At 59.9% G+C, this 19,168-nt stretch carries 18 protein-coding genes and 1 pseudogene; 14 read left to right on the top strand and 5 right to left on the bottom strand.

Annotated elements, in window-relative coordinates; translation table 11 throughout:
• Positions 1-7: 7 nt before the first annotated feature.
• A complete protein-coding gene (locus I5L03_RS06980) occupies positions 8-2,797 on the bottom strand; it encodes a DUF3857 domain-containing protein (protein WP_197921021.1) in 2,790 nt (929 codons plus the stop codon).
• 162 nt (positions 2,798-2,959) lie between these two features.
• Between I5L03_RS06980 and purB the strand changes: the two genes are divergently transcribed.
• From purB to I5L03_RS06930, 10 genes and pseudogenes are all read left to right on the top strand, one after another.
• Positions 2,960-4,273 carry an adenylosuccinate lyase gene (purB, locus tag I5L03_RS06975; RefSeq protein WP_197921020.1) on the top strand — a complete coding sequence of 438 codons (1,314 nt, stop codon included), beginning with the start codon at positions 2,960-2,962 and terminating at the stop codon, positions 4,271-4,273.
• A 69-nt stretch (positions 4,274-4,342) separates the two neighbouring features.
• On the top strand, positions 4,343-4,774 hold the full coding sequence (locus tag I5L03_RS06970) for a LapA family protein (RefSeq protein WP_197921019.1): 432 nt from the start codon (positions 4,343-4,345) through the stop codon (positions 4,772-4,774).
• Entirely contained in the window at positions 4,771-5,445 is a 675-nt protein-coding gene (gene pyrF, locus I5L03_RS06965) for an orotidine-5'-phosphate decarboxylase (RefSeq protein WP_197921018.1), read from the top strand. The genes I5L03_RS06970 and pyrF overlap by 4 nt, the downstream gene beginning before the upstream one ends.
• Before the next feature lie 51 nt (positions 5,446-5,496).
• Positions 5,497-6,144: a phosphoribosylanthranilate isomerase gene (locus I5L03_RS06960; protein WP_197921017.1), complete on the top strand. Its 648-nt coding sequence runs from the start codon at positions 5,497-5,499 to the stop codon at positions 6,142-6,144.
• Entirely contained in the window at positions 6,141-7,358 is a 1,218-nt protein-coding gene (trpB, locus tag I5L03_RS06955; RefSeq protein ID WP_197921016.1) for a tryptophan synthase subunit beta, read from the top strand. Before I5L03_RS06960 ends, trpB begins: the two co-directional genes overlap by 4 nt.
• A gap of 181 nt (positions 7,359-7,539) precedes the next feature.
• Positions 7,540-7,638: pseudogene (gene trpA, locus I5L03_RS06950) on the top strand (tryptophan synthase subunit alpha); the annotation flags it as partial.
• A gap of 19 nt (positions 7,639-7,657) precedes the next feature.
• Complete coding sequence (locus I5L03_RS06945; RefSeq protein WP_197921015.1) at positions 7,658-8,161, top strand: hypothetical protein; 504 nt, start codon at positions 7,658-7,660, stop codon at positions 8,159-8,161.
• Positions 8,158-8,937, top strand: a complete 780-nt coding sequence (gene trpA, locus I5L03_RS06940; RefSeq protein ID WP_197921014.1) for a tryptophan synthase subunit alpha — start codon at positions 8,158-8,160, stop codon at positions 8,935-8,937. The genes I5L03_RS06945 and trpA (I5L03_RS06940) overlap by 4 nt, the downstream gene beginning before the upstream one ends.
• A gap of 147 nt (positions 8,938-9,084) precedes the next feature.
• The gene (gene accD, locus I5L03_RS06935; protein ID WP_197921013.1) at positions 9,085-9,933 is read left to right on the top strand and encodes an acetyl-CoA carboxylase, carboxyltransferase subunit beta; all 849 of its coding nucleotides are present in this window, start codon (positions 9,085-9,087) and stop codon (positions 9,931-9,933) included.
• 15 nt (positions 9,934-9,948) lie between these two features.
• On the top strand, positions 9,949-11,265 hold the full coding sequence (locus I5L03_RS06930) for a bifunctional folylpolyglutamate synthase/dihydrofolate synthase (RefSeq protein ID WP_197921012.1): 1,317 nt from the start codon (positions 9,949-9,951) through the stop codon (positions 11,263-11,265).
• Here I5L03_RS06930 and I5L03_RS06925 read toward each other — a convergent pair whose 3' ends face one another.
• Complete coding sequence (locus I5L03_RS06925) at positions 11,266-13,002, bottom strand: AmpG family muropeptide MFS transporter (protein ID WP_197921011.1); 1,737 nt, start codon at positions 13,000-13,002, stop codon at positions 11,266-11,268.
• A gap of 98 nt (positions 13,003-13,100) precedes the next feature.
• Here I5L03_RS06925 and I5L03_RS06920 point away from each other — a divergent pair, with 98 nt between their 5' ends.
• Complete coding sequence (locus tag I5L03_RS06920) at positions 13,101-13,859, top strand: pseudouridine synthase (protein WP_197921010.1); 759 nt, start codon at positions 13,101-13,103, stop codon at positions 13,857-13,859.
• A gap of 3 nt (positions 13,860-13,862) precedes the next feature.
• Here I5L03_RS06920 and I5L03_RS06915 read toward each other — a convergent pair whose 3' ends face one another.
• The gene (locus tag I5L03_RS06915) at positions 13,863-14,267 is read right to left on the bottom strand and encodes a nuclear transport factor 2 family protein (protein WP_234035166.1); all 405 of its coding nucleotides are present in this window, start codon (positions 14,265-14,267) and stop codon (positions 13,863-13,865) included.
• Positions 14,268-14,353: 86 nt separating this feature from the next.
• On the opposite strand from I5L03_RS06915, the gene rsmD reads away from it, so the two are divergent.
• The gene (gene rsmD / locus I5L03_RS06910; RefSeq protein WP_197921008.1) at positions 14,354-14,899 is read left to right on the top strand and encodes a 16S rRNA (guanine(966)-N(2))-methyltransferase RsmD; all 546 of its coding nucleotides are present in this window, start codon (positions 14,354-14,356) and stop codon (positions 14,897-14,899) included.
• Positions 14,900-14,963: 64 nt separating this feature from the next.
• Here rsmD and I5L03_RS06905 read toward each other — a convergent pair whose 3' ends face one another.
• Positions 14,964-15,494, bottom strand: coding sequence for a hypothetical protein (locus tag I5L03_RS06905; RefSeq protein ID WP_197921007.1), 531 nt, complete (start codon positions 15,492-15,494; stop codon positions 14,964-14,966).
• A gap of 155 nt (positions 15,495-15,649) precedes the next feature.
• On the opposite strand from I5L03_RS06905, the gene I5L03_RS06900 reads away from it, so the two are divergent.
• The gene (locus I5L03_RS06900; RefSeq protein ID WP_325100148.1) at positions 15,650-17,947 is read left to right on the top strand and encodes an ATP-dependent helicase; all 2,298 of its coding nucleotides are present in this window, start codon (positions 15,650-15,652) and stop codon (positions 17,945-17,947) included.
• 113 nt (positions 17,948-18,060) lie between these two features.
• A complete protein-coding gene (locus I5L03_RS06895) occupies positions 18,061-18,840 on the top strand; it encodes a Crp/Fnr family transcriptional regulator (protein WP_197921005.1) in 780 nt (259 codons plus the stop codon).
• A gap of 9 nt (positions 18,841-18,849) precedes the next feature.
• On the opposite strand, the gene I5L03_RS06890 is transcribed toward I5L03_RS06895, so the two are convergent.
• Positions 18,850-19,134 carry a hypothetical protein gene (locus I5L03_RS06890; RefSeq protein WP_197921004.1) on the bottom strand — a complete coding sequence of 95 codons (285 nt, stop codon included), beginning with the start codon at positions 19,132-19,134 and terminating at the stop codon, positions 18,850-18,852.
• Positions 19,135-19,168: the final 34 nt, after the last annotated feature.

Raw genomic sequence — 19,168 nt, 5'->3', positions numbered from 1 at the left:
GGCAGGATTACTGGGGGGGAGCGATGCCGTGAAAGCTGTAAATCGTCTCCAACTCAGGTGCCATGAGCAGGCCCGTTTCCAGATCCTCGCGTCCACCTTCATCGCCGGCATGGAGTCTCACGATACCGCGCAGGTAATGCGAAGCCGCCTGGGCCGGGCTCATCGCCAAGGCCTGATCGAGGTCAGCCAGCGCTTGTTCAAAGTCGCCGAGACGGAAGTGAATAAGCGCACGGCTGTCTATCGCGTTCGAAGGGTTGGCAGCCCGTTCCACCGCCTGCGTGCAACGCGCCAGCGCTGTGTCCAGCTGCGTAGCGAAAAGCCCGCGAAACCAGCAATCGCCATTGAGCGCGGTCGAGTTCTGCGGGAAATCCGCGACCATTTCCTCGATCAAAGCAGAGCCGCCATCCACATCGCCGGCAATGGCCATCGCCGTGCCCAGATCATCATCGTGATAAACGCGGTCATCTTCCGCAACGGGCGTATATCGGAGTAGCTCGAGCGCTTCCTCCGCATCGCCATGATAGGTCAGCAAGTCAGCAAGCGTGCGCGCATTGGCTGCGCTGGGATTCAGCTCATAGGCTTCGCGCTGATCGGCAATCGCCGCATCGATGTCGCCCACACGGCGATGCAGCAGAGCGCGCTGCGCATAGACCCAGGCGGACGGCTCCTCTTCGATCAAGACGTCGTAATCGGCCAAAGCCGCCTCATAGTCATACACATTTCTGAGGAAAGCTGCGCGGGCATAGCGTGGGCCCTGATCGTCCTCATCGGCGAAGGAAATTGCCGCCTCGTAGGCTTCAAGTATCGGCGCTGCGAGCGCGGCGCGTTCGTCACTCGATAATTCCCAACGCCAGGTCACATCCTGCGGCGGCGTCACTTCGGGCGTGCTTGCCGCAAAACGGCGCGCGGTGCGACGAGCCTCTGGCAAATCGGCGGCTGCCACCTCGCCAAGCGTCATGAAAATATCGCTCGTCCCGATCATTCGGCCATTTTCGATACCGATGTAGTTCACCAGGCGGGAATTGGCATTGTCCCATTCATAGGAGCCGCCATTCTCGAGCTCATATCCTTCGCCATCCTCAGGCAAAGTCATCGCAAAAGAGATTTGGACGCGCCCCGGCCCTTCTGTTGCGACCGGTATGTCCCGCCATTCCGGGCGCGCGCGGTCGGGATTGAAAGTTAAATCGTCCTCCATCATTTCATCGGAGAAACGCAGCCTGCCATCGGTCCACGAAAAGCTCGTTTGCGCGATGCCTTCAATCACCACTGTTCCGACAGCGTTCTCGCTGTCATAGGCGACCGATAGATTGCTGACCTGCAGGCCCTCGGACCCGCCAAAAGAAGTCGCCATACTGCGTAGCGCCTCAGGATCGTTCGCATCGACGACGCTTTCCAATCCGGCAGCCATCGGGCCGGACATCGTCATTTCCATCGTGAAGAGAGCCGGGAAATCGACACCCCGCGAGTGATCGAAATCCATGCTCATCGCCATTTGCGGGACGGCCAGATCGCGCTGCACCATCGGCATGAGTTGAGCTCCGCCGTCGCGCAGCGGCAAAGCGTGATAAAATGGCGGCACATCGGCGAGATTGGCGAGCCGCGTGGCGGCGCTCGTTCCGTCCAGCCAATAATCGGTCCCGTCGATTATCGCATGCACGATCATGTGATCGAACGCTGCGGGCAGTGGCAGCAATTCAGGCACGGCATCACCCTGGCGCGTGCTGACGAGTACGACTTCCGACTCGATCCCCATTTCGCGCAGCAGCGACAGCAGCAAGACAGACTTCGCCTTGCAGTCACCGTAGCGATTCTCCCACGTCTCTGCAGCGCTCTGCGGCAGGTAATTCCCGCCATCGAGGCCGTTGAGCAGATAGGAGATATCGTCCTGGACGAGCTGGGTTGCCAGCGCGGCGCGCGCACGCGGATCACTGGTCTGCGCCATGATTTCCTGCGCGCGCTCCCTGATGGGGGAGCCTTCCGGCAGGGCGGCAGCATCTTCGAAATGTGGATACATGACCGCGCTCAGTTCCAACCAGCTTTCAAAGCTGCCGACACGCAAGACAGGCGGACGCCGGAAACGATAAGGCGCGTCTTGCGGCATGGGATCAGCCTCTTCCAAAGGCAGATCGACGGTCAGGTAATTATAGCCATCGCGCTCGACCGGCTGCGATAGCTCGACCCGGTCCTCCGCGCGCCAATACATGTCCTCATCGCTCGGCCAGCTCATGACAGTCCGAGCAAAGCCGACTTGCCATGGCTCGCTACGCAGGAATTGCGTGGCCTGCACTTCTTCACCGAGGGCCTGATCGTCCGTGGAAACAGTATGCGAAATACGCAGCACATCGCCCTCGCGAAGACCGGGCACGGAGACGCTGGCGGTCAGTTGGCCGTCGAGCAGGCGCTGCTCCAGACCGCGCTCACGGCGCAGCACGTCGAATGTCACGCCTTGCTCGACCAGATCGATCAGTTCGCCTTCGCGGTAAATTTCGAAGCGGTGGATTGTCAGGTCGCCCTTATCGGGCAACCAGGTAAGCGTCTGCGTGTTCTGCGACATCAGCGCCTGCGGATTATCCACGCGGATTGCGAAGTCGTGATAGGCAAGAACGACGCCATCCTCGATGCGATATTGCCAATCGCGCAGCAATTCTGCCGGCACGCTCTCGTCAGCGACAAGACCCACAAAGTCCGCTTCTTCGACCCAGTCGGGTGTAGCAGAATATAGCGGTTCTTCGCCCGCTTGGGCAGTGCTGCTCAAAAGTATGGCCGTCAGCGAAACCGCCGCCGTTGGTAAACGCATGTAATATTCCCCTGTTGCCAGATGCTTGTTTGTCTGGAGCTGCTATATGACAGGCTCATGTCCACAAACGCAAATGCACAATTGGGGAGCGCCCCGCTTGCCATTCGATCCCTGAGCGAATAGCCGCGCCGCAATACCACTCACACGAATTCGGAGTCACCGATGGTCCCCCGTTATGCCCGCCCGCAGATGACCGCGATCTGGGAGCCGGAATCGAAATACGAAATCTGGTTCCTGATCGAAGCGCATGCGACGCAGAAGCTTGCCGATTTGGGCGTGGTGCCTGAAAGCGGGGCAAAGGCGCTGTGGGATTGGTGGAAAACCGATCCGGGCATCGATGTCGCCGCGATCGACGCGAAGGAAGCGGTGCTCAAGCACGATGTGATCGCTTTCCTCGATTGGGTGGCCGAGCAGGTCGGCCCCGAAGCGCGCTTTATGCATCAAGGCATGACCAGTTCGGACGTACTCGACACCACGCTCGCCGTTCAGCTTGCCCGGGCCACGGACCTGCTGTTGGAAGACATGGACGCGCTGCTCGCCGCTATCAAACGCCGCGCGGAAGAGCATAAATACACCGCCACTATCGGCCGCAGCCATGGCATCCATGCCGAACCGACGACGTTCGGTCTCAAGCTGGCACAGGCCTATGCCGAATTCGATCGCTGCCGGGATCGTCTCGTCACCGCACGCGCCGAAATCGCCACTTGCGCGATCAGCGGCGCAGTGGGCACTTTCGCCAATATCGATCCCTCTGTGGAAGAATATGTCGCCGAGCAGCTCGGCCTTGCCGTCGAGCCTGTGTCTACGCAGGTCATCCCGCGCGACCGCCATGCGGCCTATTTCTCGACCCTCGCGGTGATCGCATCGAGCATCGAACGCCTCGCGGTCGAAATCCGCCATTTGCAGCGCACCGAAGTCCTTGAAGCGGAGGAGTATTTCTCTCCCGGCCAGAAGGGATCGTCGGCAATGCCGCATAAGCGCAATCCGATCCTGACCGAGAACCTCACCGGGCAGGCACGCATGATCCGTTCCTACGCTCTGCCAGCCATGGAAAACGTGGCGCTGTGGCATGAGCGGGACATCTCGCACAGCTCGGTCGAACGCTTTATTGGCCCCGACGCTACAATCACACTCGACTTCGCTCTCGCTCGTCTTACCGGCGTGGTCGACAAGCTGCTGGTCTATCCTGACCGGATGCAGAAAAACCTCGACCGGATGGGCGGCCTCGTCCACTCGCAGCGCGTGCTGCTGGCGCTGACGCAGGCCGGGATCACCCGCGACAATGCCTATCGCCTCGTCCAGCGTAATGCGATGAAAGTGTGGGAATCGGACGGCCAGCTTTCCCTGCTCGACCTGCTCAAGGCGGACGAGGAAGTCGCCGCTGCTATGAGTGAGAAGGAGTTGGAAGACAAGTTCAACCTCGATTACCACTTCAAGCATGTCGACACGATTTTCGCGCGGGTGTTCGGGGAGTAAGCGCCCCCTTCCATTCGCGACACGCCTCGCCTAGCATCGCAGCCGAAAACGGGATTTGAGGAAACCGATATGCAAATCGTACGGACAGTGATCTGGGTGCTGCTATTGGTCGCACTCGTGCTGTTTTCAGTGAACAATTGGGCAGATATCGTAACGGTGCGGATCTGGGATAATATCGTGGTCGACACGAAAATCCCGGCGATTGTGGTGGTGTCTTTCCTGATCGGCTTCGTGCCGATGTGGCTGTATTATCGCGGCAGCAAGTGGAATCTTAATCGCAAGATTGCGAGCCTGGAAAGCGCCGCGCGCACAGCCGCCGCAACACCGGTCGCAGCCGAGCCGACTGACGAGCCGGAGGAGGCTGCACCCGCGCCCTCCCCCGCACCGGCACCCATGCCAAGCCCTGCGCCGAATCCGGCCCCGACGGCCTCGACTGTTCCGAACGAGCCGGTCAGTGATCTTACACCTACGCAAGATCGCTCCGACATTTCCAAATTATGAGCAATCCGGTCTATCTCGCCGTCGACCTGCCGCAGCTCGATGCGGCAAAGGCGCTGTGCGAGAAAGTGAAGGGCCATATTGGCGGGGTGAAGTTGGGTCTCGAATTCTTCTGTGCGCATGGCCATCACGGCGTGCACGAAATTGCCCATCTTGGACTGCCCGTATTTCTCGACCTGAAGCTGCATGACATTCCCAACACAGTCGCAGGGGCCATGCAGTCGATCCACGTCCTCGAGCCATCGATCGTGACCGTTCACGCCAGCGGCGGTCGGGCGATGATGGAGGACGCCAAGGCTGCTGCTGGAGAGGACTGCAAGGTCGTCGCCGTCACCATGCTTACCAGCCTGGACGAGCGCGATCTGGAGCGCACCGGCGTTGGCGGTACGCCCCACGATCACGTGATGCGGCTGGCCGATCTGGCGCATGCTGCGGGGCTCGATGGCATTGTGTGCTCCGGTCAGGAAATCAAATCGGTGCACGACGAGTGGAAGGACGGCTTTTTCGTCGTCCCCGGCCTTCGCCCCGGCGGCAAAGCCACAGGCGACCAAAAACGCGTCGTCACCCCGCGTCAGGCGCGCGACGATGGCGCGAGTTGTTTGGTGATAGGTCGCCCGATCAGCCGCGCAGACGATCCACTCGCCGCAGCGCGCGAAATCGAAAGCACGCTTTAGTCAGCCCTATTCGCTCTGGCATTCGCTCAGGCGCTTCATTAAGTCAGCCCCATGTCCAAAACGCTAATCAAGATTTGCGGGCTTTCCACGCCCGAGACTGTCGATGCCGCAGTGGATGCAGGCGCCACCCATATCGGGCTTGTCCATTACGAGCCGAGCCCGCGCCACGTCTCCATCGCCGATGCCGCGAAGCTGCGCGTTCGGGTGCCCAAAAATGTGAAAGTGGTGCTGCTGACGGTGAATATGCAGCCCCAGCCCATGTCGGAAGCGCTGCAGGAAGTGCAGCCGGACGTGCTGCAAATGCATGGGGGTGAGCCGGCGGAATGGTTGGGCCTCATCAAAAGCAAATCCTCTCTGGAAGTCTGGAAAGCGGTCGGCGTCAAAAGCCGCGCCTCGCTTGAACAGGCGGAGCGTTTCGTGGATGCCGCGCATCGGCTGATTTACGATGCTGCGCCGGGCGCGCTGCCGGGCGGGAACGGGCTGCTGCTCGATTGGCGATTGCTGATCAATTACCAGCACAAATTGCCTTGGGGGCTTGCCGGCGGGCTGAATGCAGAGAATGTCGCAGATGCGATCCGCTACACCGGTGCCGAGTTGGTGGATGCATCCTCCGGCCTCGAAAGCGAGCCGGGCGTGAAGGATACGGCCAAAATCCGTGCTTTCTGCGAAGCCGCTCTTGCCGCTAAGGCATCGGCATGACTGAGAACGCACCCAACTCCTTCCGCAACCAGCCCGATGATCGCGGACACTTTGGCCAATTTGGCGGACGCTATGTCGCCGAAACGCTGATGCCGCTGATCCTCGATCTGGAGAAAGAGTATCGCAAGGCGCAGGCGGACGAGAGCTTCAAGGCCGAGTTCGACGATCTGCTTGAGCACTATGTCGGTCGCCCGAGCCCGCTCTATTTCGCCCCGCGCCTGACCGAGGAGCTCGGGGGCGCGCAGATCTGGTTCAAGCGCGACGAGCTCAATCACACCGGCGCGCACAAGATCAACAATTGCATCGGGCAGATCCTTCTCGCCATGCGGATGGGCAAGACGCGCATCATTGCGGAGACCGGCGCGGGCCAGCACGGCGTGGCTACAGCGACCGTATGCGCACGGTTCGGCCTGCCCTGCGTCGTCTACATGGGTGCAGAAGACGTGCGGCGGCAATCGCCCAATGTTTTCCGGATGAAGCTGCTCGGCGCGGAGATCGTGCCCGTCACTGCTGGACGCGGAACGCTGAAAGATGCCATGAACGAGGCGTTGCGCGATTGGGTCGCCAATGTGCATGACACCTTCTACATCATCGGCACCGCCGCAGGTCCGCATCCCTATCCCGAGCTGGTCCGCGATTTCCAGAGCGTGATCGGCAAGGAAGCGCGCGCACAGATGCTTGATCGCACGGGCAAGCTGCCCGATCTCGCGGTTGCCTGTATCGGCGGCGGGTCTAACGCCATCGGCCTGTTCCACCCTTTCCTCGACGATCCCGAAGTGAAGCTGCTGGGCGTGGAGGCGGCGGGCAAGGGCCTCGACGGAGATGAGCATGCAGCCAGCCTTGCGGGCGGCTTCCCCGGCGTGCTCCACGGCAACAAGACCTATTTGCTGCAGGACGAGGACGGCCAGATCACCGAAGGCCACTCGATCAGCGCGGGGCTGGATTATCCGGGCATCGGGCCGGAACACGCATGGCTGAAAGAAACCGGCCGCGTCGAATACACCTCTTCGACCGATGAGGAAGCGCTGGAAGCCTTCCAGCTGCTCTGCCGCACCGAAGGCATCATCCCCGCGCTGGAGCCAAGCCACGCCATAGCCGCCGTAGCCAAACGCGCTCCGCAGATGGACAAGGATCAAGCGATCCTAATGAATCTCTGCGGTCGAGGCGACAAGGACATCTTCACCGTCGCCGAAGCGCTGGGAGTGGAGATTTGAATCACATGATCGGCGCAATTCGAGCTGCTGCCATTTCGGCTGCGATCGCGTTTGCAGTCTTGGCACTTCTGCATTTGCTTTTTGGATGGCCTAATCAAATAGAGGAAGCGGCTCGATTGAGCCTTCCATTCGCACTTGGGGGCATTGCTGCCCATGTTATGCGCAATAGAAGGGCAACAGCGTGACCCGCTTCACCAACGCCTTCGCCAAGCCCCACCCCGCCCTCGTCGCCTTCATCGCCGCTGGCGATGGCGACACTGCGGCCAATCTCGATGCATTAGGAGTGGAGATTTGAGGCGTTGACAGACGCTTACCGTCAGAAGCTGCTCAATTGGTTTTGTAGCGTCGTCTTAGTTCTCTCGACAGCTTTCACTGGTGCTGCGATCCATTGGTATTTGCGTGCTCCAGACGAGGATTACGGTTGGTTACCAGCCATCGATATGGTTGTGTCCCTTAACGAACCGATTTTATTCGGCTCTGCATCGCTACTCGCAATTCTGGTGTGGCATTTAGCTGACTTAGCCCAAACTAAGCTTCCGAAACCCATATGGCTCAAAGCTTTGTTCAGCCATCGGTTTTTGCTGGCCTCATTATTGATCAGTCAGGCGAGCATCATAACGATTTGTACCGGAGCGCTAGATATTAAAAGGTGCTTTTGGCATGTCTGCGCGCCGGGGCCTCCGATATGGCTTGAACGCACAGCTTTTATCCCCTTGCTGATAGTAAGCACCTTAGGCATCGCAAAAGTCACCTTTGCGATCGCAAACCGTTATTTCTTCGAGAACGATCAAGCGAGCCAATGACCCGCCTCTCCAACGCCTTCGCCAAAATCCACCCCGCCCTCGTCGCCTTCATCACCGCTGGCGATGGCGACACTGCGTCCAATCTCGATGCGCTCGTTGCAGGCGGCGCGGATGTGATTGAGTTGGGCATGCCTTTCACCGATCCGATGGCTGATGGACCCGCGATCCAGGCGGCGAATATTCGTTCGCTCGGCAATGGCACGACCACTGCCGACGTCCTCGCCATCGCCACGGCATTTCGCGAGCGTCATCCGGACGTGCCGCTGGTGCTGATGGGCTATGCCAATCCGATGATCCGTCGGGGCCCCGAGTGGTTTGCCGATGCTTGCGAGAAGGCGGGCGTCGATGGCGTGATCTGTGTCGACCTCGCGCCTGAAGAGGATGAGGACCTCGGCCCTGCCCTGCGCTTAAAAGGCATCGCGCCGATCCGCCTTTCAACGCCTACTACGGATGAAAAGCGCCTGCCGACCGTATTGGATGGCTCGGCGGGTTTCCTCTACTACGTCAGCGTCGCCGGGATCACCGGCAAGCAGGCCGCCGCCATCGAGAGCATCGAGGCGAATGTCAGCCGCATCAAGAGCCATACGGACTTACCCGTCGCAGTGGGCTTCGGCGTGCGCGAGCCTGAGCAGGCCGAAGCGATTGCCAAGGTTGCAGACGGCGTCGTGGTCGGCTCTGCCTTTATCGATCTGGTCGAAAAGCATGGAGACGACGCGCCGCAGCACCTGCGAGAGCTGACATCCCGCTTGGCCGAGGCCGTTCACAACGCGCGCTAACACCCCTCCCGTTCACGGGAGGGGCAGCGAGAATTGCAAGCTTGCTTGCTAGTCGCAGCGGGGTGAGCCTTTTAGGCCCGCGTTTCGCGCCCCAGCCCCGGCCCTCCCGCTTGCGGGAGGGGAGAAAATCTGCCTAAGGAACCCGATATGTCCTGGCTAACACGAGTCCGCGAACGCCTGCCGTTCATCAGCAAGCGCGAAACGCCCGATAACCTCTGGGTGAAATGCCCGCGCTGCACCGAAATGATTTTTGCCAAGGAATATGAGGCGAACCTCTCGGTCTGCCCGAAATGTGAACATCACGGACGTATCGGCGCCGATGCGCGCCTTGAGCAATTGCTCGACGAGGGCTTTGAGCTACTGCCGGCTCCCACAGTCACCGAAGACCCGCTCAAATTCCGCGATTCTAAGCGCTATACCGATCGCCTCAAGGCCGCTCGCGCGAGCAATCCGCACCACGACGCCTTCACCGCAGCCTATGGCACGATGGACGGCCGCGCGGCCGTTGTCGGCGTGCAGGATTTCACTTTCATGGGCGGCAGCATGGGCATGGCGGTAGGCGATGCGTTTATTGCCGCAGCCCAGCGCGCGCTCGACGAGAAATGCGGCTTTGTCTGCGTCACCGCTGCGGGCGGCGCGCGTATGCAGGAAGGCATTCTCAGCCTGATGCAGATGCCGCGCGCCACCGTAATGACACGCCGCCTGCGCGATGCGGGCCTGCCTTATATCGTAGTCCTCGCAGATCCGACCACCGGCGGTGTCACCGCAAGCTACGCGATGCTCGGCGATGTGCATGTCGCAGAACCCGGTGCCCTGATCGGCTTTGCCGGACAGCGCGTGATTCAGGAAACTATTCGCGAGCAATTGCCCGAAGGCTTCCAGCGCGCCGAATATCTGCACAAGCACGGCATGGTGGACATGGTGGTGGACCGCCACGATCTGAAAGCCACTTTGGCGCGGCTGCTCGATTACCTGACCCCTGCAAAGGCTGCCTGAGCAGGCCTTGCGGCGATGAAAGACTTCGCCATTTCCGATGATCCGGCGGTGCAGCGCCAGCTTGACCGGCTGGCCGATCTGCCTTTGCCGCAAAGTGGGCTTGGGCTGGACAAGATCCGAGCCATTCTGGAAGCGCTCAGCAATCCGCACGAGGCGCTGCCGCCGGTTTTCCATGTAGCGGGGACCAATGGTAAAGGATCCACCTGCGCCTTCCTGCGCGCCATTCTGGAAGCCGATGGCAAGCGTGTGCACATCACCACTTCGCCGCATCTGGTGCGCTTCAATGAGCGGATACGGATCGCTGGCGAGTTGATTTCCGATGCTGAACTGGCCTCCACACTGGAGGAAGTGCTCGATGCGGCGGAGCATTTGGTGCCCAGCTTCTTCGAAGTCGCGATTGCCGCCGCTTTCCTTGCCTTCAGCCGCACGCCCGCCGATGCGTGTGTCATCGAAGTGGGGCTTGGCGGCAGGCTGGATGCGACCAATGTGATTGCCAATCCCGCTGCGACAGGGATTGCCGCGCTGGGCCTCGATCACGCGGAATTCCTGCTACAGCCCGAGGAGGGCGCGCCGGACGATGTGGATGAACGGCTCGCCTTCGAGAAAAGCGGTATCCGGCGCAAGGGCGTCCCGCTTGTCGCGCTTTCGAATGCGCCACGTGCCGACCGCTTTCTGGAAGAGATCGCGCGAGAAGACGGCATTCCGCTCTGGCTTCAGGGTGACGCATGGAATGTCCATGCGGACCGAAAGGCGCTCCATTACCGCGATGCAAACGGCTCGCTGACCCTCCCTCTGCCTGCTCTTCCGGGCGAGCATCAGGCTGCCAATGCTGGCCTCGCAATAGCGATGCTGCGCGCGCAGGATCGGATCGATGTCAGCGACAAGGCCATGGCCGGGGGCCTGCACAGCGCCAACTGGCCCGCACGATTGCAAAAGCTTTCCCCCGGCCCGCTACAAGACCTCTTGCCCGGAGTGCCCATCTGGCTCGATGGCGGCCACAACCGCAACGCGGGCGACGCCATCGCCGCTTTCGTGGAAGCGCAGGTTTTCGCGCCGCATTGCGTGATCGGCATGCTGATCCGCAAGGACCCCGCCAGCCTGATGGACCCGCTGCATGGGCTTGTCGAAAGCGTGACCATAGTCCCCGTGCCCGGTCAGGACACGCACGAAATAGCAGCCTTCAAACAATGGCCCGTGGATGTGCACGAAGCGCCAGATGTGGTCGCAGCACTGCGCCAGATCGCTGCCGACAAGCCCGAAGCCGTCCTGATCACAGGCTCGCTTTACCTCGCGGGCGAGGTGCTGAAACTCAACCGCGAATGGCCGGAGTGATTATTCGGCTGGGACTGCAGCCGCGTCCGGCGTTACCACTCCGCTTTTCGCACCGGCGCGCTTCTGCCTGATCCATTCGAACACACACAGCACGACGGCTACGCCGCCGATTGCGGTTGTAAGAATGAACACGTCGAAATAGCCGCGATCCTCGATCATCTCACCCAGCGCGCCGCGGCCCAGCGTGCCCACCAGCAGCGTGAGCGAGGACAGCAGCGCGTATTGCACGGCAGAATATTTCTTCGACACGATCGAGCTGAGCCAGGCCACATAGGCTGCACCAGCGATACCGATAGCGAGGTTCTCCCACATGATGGTGAAAGTCAGCCGCGGAAGGCCTTCCGAACCGAAGGGTGCCATGAACTCAATAAGATTGGTGAAGTAGATCGCATCGCTCGCCGCCTGCATATTCGCGCCGCCAATGGCCATGTCGGCGTAAAGCAGGTTGGTGAGCGCAGCGATCAGCGCGCCAAAGGTCAGCGTCGCCATCCGGCCCACCACGGTGAGCATGTACCCGCCGAGCGCGAGGCCTGCGATAATTGCGCCGACACCGAAGAACTTGGACGCAAAAGCGACCTCGTCATTCGTGTAGTTCAGCTCGCCGAGATAGAACGGATAGGCAAACGTGCCCCAGATCGCGTCACAAATTCGGTACGTCAGCACCAGCGACAGGATCAGCACCAGCGACCAGCCCATGCGGCCGACGAACTCCACCAGCGGCATCACCAGCGCACGATACAGATGGTCGATGGCGTAGGAATTGCCTGCATCGCGCGGGATATCTTCGGTGAGGACATTCTCGCCTTTGTTCTTCTGCGAAGCGAGCCAGCCAGCAATAAACGCCGGGATCACAACTGTCGCAACGATGATCCACGGTCCGAAATTGACGGTAAAGTCGGTCGGATTCGGGCGATCTTCGGGCGCGTAGGCAAGCGACATATACATGAAGGTTAGCACCGTGCCGATTGCAACCGCCCACAGCAGGCCAACCGCGCCCAGCGCCTTTGCGCGCAGCGAAGGATTGATTTCGCCCTTCTTTTGGAGGCTTAGGAGGAGCTCGTCCGGTTCGCCTTCGCCCGCTTCGGTCACCTTGGTATCGGGAGCCCAAAGCCCGATGATGCCGATAGCGAGCAGAATGCCGCCCATGATGAGGTAGGTCTGCGGCCAGCCGATGCGCGCAGCGATGATAAGGCCAAGCGCGCCGCCGACCAGCGCTGCCAGCCGGTAACCCATCTGGTAGACTGTCGAGAGGATATCGAGCGTTGCCTCTTCATCCGCCACGTCGATACGCCAGGCATTGATCGCAATGTCCTGCGTCGCGCTGGCGAGTGCTCCGATCCCGGCGAGCAGGCTGAACCAGCCGATCGCCTCGTTGGTCGGGTTTGAGAGGCTGAGCGCAATCAGGATAACGCCAAGCAGGATTTGCGCCGGCACGATCCACTGCTTGCGGCGCCCCAGCTTGGAAAAACCGGGGATCGAAACCTTGTCGATCAGCGGCGACCAGAGAAACTGGAAGGCATAGGCCAGCCCGATGAGCGAGAAGACGCCCATCGTCTCCAGCTCTACCTCTGCTTCGGACAACCACGCGTATAGCGTGCCCAGAAAAAGCGAGAACGGCAGGCCGCTCGCAAAGCCGAACAGCGCGGTGTAGCCACTCTTCGGATTCCTCAGCGAGCGAAACAGCGTTCCCCAGCCGGGCTTTGTCTTTTTCGTCGTTTCAGCAGCGGCTTCAGCCATGCAGGCACTCTCCGGTTTTCGTTCTCAGCACGTCTAGCTGTAATTGATCGCAATGGAAGGCTGGATGAACAGCCTCTCAACGCCTAAAGGCTTGGCGCATGTCAAAAGAACCACGTCCCGAAGGCGATCGCATCGCCAAACTGCTCGCCCGCGCTGGTGTCGCCAGCCGCCGGGAGATCGAGCGGATGATCGAAGCGCGCCGGATTAAGATCGGGGATGAGTTCGTCACTACGCCCGCGACCTTCCTCACGACGCTGAAAGGCGTGACGGTGGATGGAAAGGCTGTCGCCAAACCCGAACGCACGCGCCTGTTCGCTTTCCACAAGCCCACCGGATTGCTGACGGCGGAGCGCGATTTTTCCGGGCGGCCAACCATTTACGATGCGCTGCGCAACGCCCTGCCCAAAAATACGCCGCGCCTGATGCCGGTTGGCCGGCTGGACATGAATACCGAGGGCCTGCTCCTGCTGACCAATGATGGCGAATTCAAGCGAATGCTGGAACTGCCCTCTTCGGAAATTCCGCGCACCTATCGCGCCCGCACTTTCGGCGAGATCACGCAGGAACAGCTCGAGACCTTGATGGAGGGCACCGAGATTGAAGGGATGCGGTATGACCGGATTGATGCAAATCTGGAACGTCGCACGGGCCGCAACCAGTGGATCGAACTGACGCTGACCGAAGGCAAGAACCGCGAAGTGCGCCGCGTTCTCGAGCACTTTGGTCTGGAAGTCAGCCGCCTCATCCGCACCGCCTACGGCCCCTTCGGTCTCGCCGATCTGCCGCGCGGCGGCGCAATCGAAATCCGCAAGGAAGATGTCGAGCGTTTTCGCTCCAGCTTGCGGCGGAACGGCTAGCGTCTAGCCCTGCTGCTCAGCCATCATCTTTTTGGTCGCCGGGTCCATTTCGACACGGTGGCGGACGATCTTCCACATTCCATCGGAGTGTGTCAGCTCATCTTCAATATCGGCGGTCGCGACGACACTAGGCTGTTCTTCACCATCAAGAACCGTCAAAAGTGAATTTACTAGGACTGTATCGCCGTTGTCGGTAAAAATATGATTTGTGCCCACGTGGCGCTTCAGGCCGGGCTCATTGTCATAAATTTGTTTGAGTTCGCTTTCAAAGCTGCCTGCCGAAGCCTGCATGTCACCCTCGATAAAACCATCGTCAGTGTAATATTTGGCTGTCTCTGAAACGTTTTTTTCATCGGCGGCGCGATTTGTCCGCGCGAGCGTTTCGAGAATTTCTAACTTTGCTGCCATGTCGGGCACGGAGATCTCCTGTCGTTCTTTTTTAGTCCGAAAAATCAATGGACGACATGCTGTCACGTTCCGTATGTGGCGGCGCGATGAGAATTATTGCAGGCGAATGGAAGCGACGGCCGCTGAAGGCACCGCAAGGCGACGCGACCCGTCCTACGACGGACCGCACGCGCGAAACACTGTTCTCCATGCTGACGAGCCGCCTCGGCAGCTTCGCAGACCTTCGTGTGGCGGACCTCTTCGCAGGCTCCGGCGCGCTGGGGCTTGAGGCACTCAGCCGCGGCGCGCAGCATTGTCTGTTCGTGGAGCAGGACGCCGCCGCGATCCGTGCGCTGAGGGCCAATATCGCCGCTCTCAAGGCGCAGCAGCAAAGCGATGTGATCGCCGCATCGGTTCTTTCGCTCGGCCCTGCGAAAGCGCCGCTCGACCTCATTATGCTTGATCCGCCATACAAAACGGGTGCTGGCGCGGTGGCGATCGACAAGCTGGTGCGGCTCGGCTGGATAGGCCCTGCAACCTGGGTTACGCTGGAAGTCGGCGCGAAGGAGGATGCCAATATCCGCCGGATGGAAATCGAGTCCGAGCGCAAGGTTGGCGCGGCGAAACTCGTATTTCTGAGGCTTCCCGAATAGCTCGCTCACAAGAAAAGGGCCGCTCCCGAAAGAACGGCCCCGTTTCTGTCGCTTTATGGGCGTATTACCCGCCTTGCATCTCGGTCACTGATTCTCCCGGCCAGTAATTCAGCGGACGGTCCACACCCGGACCACGCTCACCTGCGGCCCATGCGTTCACGCAATGATCGTCTGCATCGCTTTCACATACTGGATAGGTGAAATCGTGTGCTCGGACGGGGATCGGCACATCCTGTACCATGGCGCTGCGGACGTACTCCACATCGCCACTGCGCATGCGCAGATACTGGTCATCGAACTGCGCCTTGTAGGTGCTCCATTGGCTCATCTGTGCGTCGTCGTCCAAACGGACGATCATCATGCGCTGCATGTCGTCAAGGTACCACCAGGTGCTTCGCTCGTCGTCGCTAAGACCATCGTAATAGTCGCGCAGCTCGACTGTCCACGTCTCACGTTCGGCACGTTGTTCTTCGTTCAGATCATTCAGATGGGCATAGGACTGCATCGTCATTCCGTCGTCGGTGTAATCCTGTGCCATCGCCGGCGCGGCGGTCATAGTAAGCGCAGTTGCGGCTGCAAGAGCTAGCTTTTTCATTTTGATATCCTTTAACTTTTCCGGTTTCCCGTACGTGAGGACAATGGACTAACAAGACTGTCGGTTCCGAAAAAATCTGGTTCCCCAATTCGCCGCTGCGCTTGCACGATTGGCCCGCGTTCCCTAACTGTTCACCGGTGAATAACCCCCCCGCCATTACCGATCCTGCCGATGTGCAGAGCGTGCCCGAATGGCTCGGCCATTTGAACGCACCCCAGCGCGAAGCCGTGATGACAACCGAAGGGCCGGTCTTGATGCTGGCAGGTGCAGGCACGGGCAAGACTGCGGCGCTGACACACCGTCTCGCCCATATCGTGCGGGAGCGGCTGGCGTGGCCCTCCGAAATCCTGTGCGTCACCTTCACGAACAAGGCAGCGCGCGAAATGCGCGAGCGCGTGGGCAAGCTGACAGGTGGCGCGCTGGAAGGCATGCCCTGGCTCGGCACTTTCCATTCGATCGGCGCGAAGATGCTCCGCCGTCACGCCGAACTGGTCGATCTGAAAAGCAATTACACGATCATCGATACGGACGATCAGCTTCGTCTGCTGAAAACGTTGATTCGCGAGAATGATATCGATGAGAAGCGCTGGCCGCCGCGCCAGCTCGCAGGCCTGATCGACAGTTGGAAAAATCGCGGCCTCAATCCCGGCGATCTGACCCCGGTCGACAATGAGAGCTATGCCAATGGCAAGGGGCAGGAAATGTACCGCCTCTACCAGGCGCGACTGCAGAGCCTCAACGCCTGCGACTTCGGCGATTTGCTTCTGCATATGCTCAATATCTTCCGCAAGCATCGCGACGTGCTGGAGCAGTATCAGAAGCGTTTCAAATATGTGCTGGTGGATGAGTATCAGGACACCAATGCCGTACAATATCTCTGGCTGCGATTGATCGCGCAGGACCGCAAGAATATCTGCGTGGTGGGGGATGACGACCAGTCGATCTACTCATGGCGCGGCGCGGAAGTCGCCAATATCCTGCGCTTCGACAAGGATTTTCCCGGCGCCAAAGTGGTGAAGCTGGAGCAGAACTATCGCTCCACTCCGCAGATCCTCGCCGCCGCGAGCGGGCTGATCGAAGCGAACAGCCAACGGCTGGGCAAGACGCTGTGGACCGAGCTTCCCGAGGGCCCGAAAGTACGCGTAATCGGCGTATGGGATGCGCCCGAAGAAGCGCGCCGGGTGGGTGAGGAAATTGAGCGGCTGGAGCGCGAGGGGCTTTCACTCGAGCAGGTCGCCATCCTTGTGCGCGCGCAATATCAGACGCGTGAATTCGAAGACCGCTTCATCCAGATTGGCCTGAACTATCGCATCGTCGGCGGCTTTCGCTTTTACGAACGCGCTGAAATTCGCGATGCGATGGCTTACCTCCGCGTCATCGCCCAACCGGCAGACGATCTGGCGTTCGAGCGGATTTATAATACACCAAAGCGCGGGCTCGGCGCCAAGACGCTTGAGAAGATGTTCCTGCATGCGCGTAGCACCGGCCAGCCGCTAGCCGCAGCCGCGCTGGAGCTCGCGGATAGCGATGAATTGCCGCCCCGCGCCCGCAATACGATTGCCGAATTGATGCGCAGCTTCTTGCGCTGGCGCGAGATGTCTGAGGCGGTCACTCCCTCAGAACTGATGCGCGCTGTGCTAGAAGAAAGCGGCTATGATGCGATGCTCAAAGCCGATCGCAGCACCGAAGCAGCAGGCCGCGCGGAGAACCTTACCGAACTGGTCCGCGCAATGGAGGAATACGACACGCTCGAACAATTCCTCGAGCATGTCGCACTGGTGATGGATAATGACGCGCGCGATGATGGGGAGAAAGTCACCATCATGACGATGCACGCGGCAAAGGGTCTGGAATTCGACCATGTCTTCCTCCCCGGCTGGGAAGAAGGCGTGTTCCCCAGCCAGCGCTCACTCGACGAAGGCGGGCTCGCCAGCCTCGAGGAAGAGCGTCGACTCGCCTATGTCGCCATCACTCGCGCGCGGCGCAAATGCACAATCATTCACGCGGCGAACCGGCGTATTTTCGGCCAGTGGAACAGCTCCATCCCCAGCCGCTTCGTGGAAGACCTGCCGGAAGAGCATGTGGAGAGCGAGACGACACTGACGGGCGGGCGCAGCCTTTGGCAAGCCAATTGGAGCGAGAGCGAAGATCCGTTCGCCCATGTCTCGCAAAGCAGACCTGATCGATCCTCAGCGCGCGGGCCCGGCTGGCAACGGGCGCTTGCCACGGGATACGATCCGAAGGCGAAACGCGTGAAGGAAAGTACACGCAGCGCTGCGAGCTTCGCCGCAAAGGCGCGGACGGACATTAGGGTCGGAGACCGCGTTTTTCACGACAAATTCGGCTATGGCGAAGTGATGGATCAGGAAGGCAACAAGCTGGTGATCGAGTTCGATAAAGCGGGCGAGAAGCGGGTGATCGACAGCTTCGTAACGCTCGCGAATTCGAGCTGAACAGCCGCCGTCAAAAATAGTTTCGCGGGTTTATCGCGAGTTAACATATGATGCCGCAGAGGCAGGGAACCTCGCCTAGGGACGGAGCGTTCGGGTCGGATGGAGGGGACGATTTGGTTTACTCAGAACAGCATTCCGATGGAGCCTTGCTCAAGGGTCGCACCTTCGACCCGGACATCGAGAAATTCATTTCGACGATCCGAAAGCGTTTCGATTTTTCGGATGCCGAAGCAGAGAAGCTGTCTGAGCGAATTACGCTGACCACCACATTCGACCGCGAGGAATTCCTCGTGCGCGAAGATGAGCGGATTCATTATTCCTCGCTGATCCTAGATGGATATGCCGCCCGCGCAAAATATAACGAAGACGGCTCCCGGCAAATCACGCAGTTGCAGATTCCCGGCGATTTCGTCGATCTGCACTCCTATCCGCTGGAAGTACTCGATCACGCCATCGTCGCGCTGACCCCGTGTACGATCGCCAAGCTACATCATACCGACATCAGCGAATTGATCGATGAAGACCCGCGCATGGCCCGCATATTGTGGTTCTCGACCATGGTGGATGCGGCGATGCACCGTGAGTGGATTCAGAATATCGGGTCGCGCGAAGGCAAAGCGCGGATCGCGCATCTGATTTGCGAAATTCATGCGCGTTCGGAAGTCGTTGGCCTGGCGGATAACGGGACTTTCAGCTTCCCGCTCACCCAGGCGCAGCTCGGCGAATGCCTGGGCTTTTCGCAGATCCATGTGAATCGCCTGCTGCGCATGCTACGCGAGGAAGGCTATCTGACTTTCAAGGAAAAGGTCGTGACGATTCACAAGATGGAGGCATTTTGCGATCTCGCGAATTTCGACGCCAATTATTTGTATCTCTCGAAGCGGAGTAGCTGAGAGGCGCTGTCAGCCGGCGTTTTCATTCAGTTCAACCCACCAGCGCGTCGCGCTCTGCAAGTGAAGGTAGCACACCTGCCTGCCATCGCGGCGGATGCGGACTTCGCCCACACCTATCACCTTGCGTGCTTTGCCGATGGCATCATGCAGGTCGCGGGCCTCGATTGTATACGCTTCAGCCGGACCATTCTTGCCAGCAAGACGCTCGATTTCATATCGGATGAGGGCGGCGTCGCCTCCTCCCGACAAAACACTCGCGTCGGGTCTTTCGTCGTGCTCAAATCCCTTATGCATGTCCCGCCACCTTTCCGGTGGGGCGCTGTCATGG

This window comes from Aurantiacibacter sediminis, from assembly GCF_016019885.1.
Lineage (GTDB): Bacteria > Pseudomonadota > Alphaproteobacteria > Sphingomonadales > Sphingomonadaceae > Alteraurantiacibacter > Alteraurantiacibacter sediminis.
Note: the sequence above shows the minus strand (reverse complement) of the source record. Positions and strands in the feature narration are given on the sequence as shown.